This is a genomic window from Streptomyces sp. FH025, from assembly GCF_017427025.1.
Lineage (GTDB): Bacteria > Actinomycetota > Actinomycetes > Streptomycetales > Streptomycetaceae > Kitasatospora.
Map to the genome: position 1 here is coordinate 1 of NZ_JAFLNG010001064.1, position 1,739 is coordinate 1,739.

General features: G+C 73.0%; 3 protein-coding genes and 1 pseudogene. 3 read left to right on the forward strand and 1 reads right to left on the reverse strand.

Annotation, left to right across the window (positions count from 1 at the left end; all coding sequences use genetic code 11):
• Positions 1–373, reverse strand: a pseudogene (locus J0670_RS37305) (hypothetical protein); the annotation flags it as partial.
• Between the two features lie 109 nt (positions 374–482).
• Here J0670_RS37305 and J0670_RS37310 point away from each other — a divergent pair.
• The 3 genes from J0670_RS37310 to J0670_RS37320 form a co-directional block, all read left to right on the forward strand.
• The gene (locus J0670_RS37310) at positions 483–917 is read left to right on the forward strand and encodes an Hsp20/alpha crystallin family protein (protein WP_207817213.1); all 435 of its coding nucleotides are present in this window, start codon (positions 483–485) and stop codon (positions 915–917) included.
• Positions 918–962: 45 nt separating this feature from the next.
• Complete coding sequence (locus J0670_RS40425) at positions 963–1,334, forward strand: STAS domain-containing protein (protein ID WP_207817215.1); 372 nt, start codon at positions 963–965, stop codon at positions 1,332–1,334.
• A gap of 45 nt (positions 1,335–1,379) precedes the next feature.
• On the forward strand, positions 1,380–1,739 hold a 360-nt coding region (locus J0670_RS37320; RefSeq protein WP_207817214.1), incomplete at its 3' end, for a DUF2267 domain-containing protein.

The following is a 1,739-nucleotide window of genomic DNA, read 5'->3' on the forward strand; positions in this document are numbered from 1 at the left end:
CGCCGGTGCCGGCCTGTGTCTTGCCGCCGGCGGGCTTGAGGCGCAGGTAGCGGTTCTCGGCGGCCTGGCGACTGGCGACGCCCATGGGCTGGGCGAGGTCGGCCCAGGTGGCGCCGGCCTCCCGGGCGCTCTCCACCAGGCCGGCTTCCCAGCCGGCGAGCTGGGTGCGCAGCTCGCGCAGCAGCACCAGGGCGGCCAGCGCCCGCCCGGGGCCTTCCTGCTCATCAGGGGCGGTCGGGGGCTGGGACGCGGGGTTCTGGGCGGTGCGGACGGCGTCGTCTATGGCGGCCAGCGCTGCCGCGGCCGCCAGGAACGAGGCGGGTTCGACCGGCTGGGGAGGACCAGCGGCCGGTCTGCGGGGCTTCTCACTCATGCAGTCACTCTACAGGCGACACCACGACTTGTCATCGGATGGATGACGCGCTACAAAGGTGTCAGGTGAAGCGCACTGGCACCCATTCGATCAGTGGAGGTGTTTCGCGATGCTGCTGCGCACTGACCCGTTCCGCGAGCTGGACCGTCTGACCCAGCAGTTCCTGGGCAACACGGGGACCTGGTCGCGTCCGGCGCCGATGCCGCTGGACGCCTACCGGGCCGGCGACGAGTACGTGATCTGCTTCGACCTGCCGGGCGTCGACCCGGAGGCGATCGACATCGACGTCGAGCGGAACATGGTGACCGTCAAGGCCGAGCGCCGCCCGCACCAGGAAGGCGAGGGCGTGAAGTGGGAGCTGTCCGAGCGCCCGCTCGGAGTGTTCTCCCGCCAGGTCATGCTCTCCGACACCCTCGACCCCGCCGGGATCACCGCCGACTACGACGCCGGCGTGCTGACCCTGAAGATCCCGGTCGCCGAGAAGGCCAAGCCCCGCAAGGTCGCGATCAGCCACAGCGGTGACCGCAAGCAGATCCAGGCCTGACCACTCCCCGATGCCGTTCCGGCCGCCCCTGATCTCTCCCCCTCGATCGAAGGGCGGCCGGAACACCCCCGACCGCCGGCCGGCCTCGCCCAGACCGGCCTACCCGCGGCGACGGGGCAACGCCATGCACGGCCAGAGCGACGAACCCTTCGTCGTGCGGGCGAACGGCGGGATCGACCTCGACACCGCCCCGCGCTGCGCCGTGCTCTGGCCGCCGCGCTCGAGTCGCACCGGGAGGTGGTGCTCGATCTTTCGGAGGTGACGTTCATGGACTGCACGGGCCTGGGCGCCCTCGTCCGGGCCCGCAACCAGGCCGACCGCAGCGGCGCCCGCCTGGTCCTGCGCGGGGCCGGGCGCCGTGTGGTGCGGCTGCTGAAGCTCACAGGTCTGCACCGGCGCCTGGCCGTCGAGCCCTGACCGGGCACCGGTCGCGCCGGTCCTCGGGACGGAGGGAGAACCGCGGTGACTCTTCGATGGGAGGCGTTCCTGGAGGAGGTCCGGGAGCGCGGCGAGTACGACACCCCGCAGGAGGCCGAGCGGGCCGCCCGGGTCGTCCTGGCCCTGCTGGGCGCCCACCTGGTCGGCGACGTGCGCGCGGAACTGGCCGCCCGCCTGCCGGAGACCATGGCCCTGATCCTGCTCAACCCCTTGCAGGCCGCCGAGCCGCTCAGCCCGGAACGCTTCGTGCGAGCGACCGCGGCCTGGATCGAGGGCGCCACCGAAGCCACGGCCCTGTGGGACATCGGCGCCGTCCTGTCCACGGTGGCCGACGCCGCCGGCGACGACCTCACCGGGCGCGTCCTGCTCCAGCTGCCGCCCGGC

Excerpts from the sequence above, each read along its gene's own strand:
- J0670_RS37310 (WP_207817213.1), top strand. The coding sequence starts at position 483 with ATGCTGCTGCGCACTGACCCGTTCCGCGAGCTGGACCGTCTGACCCAG.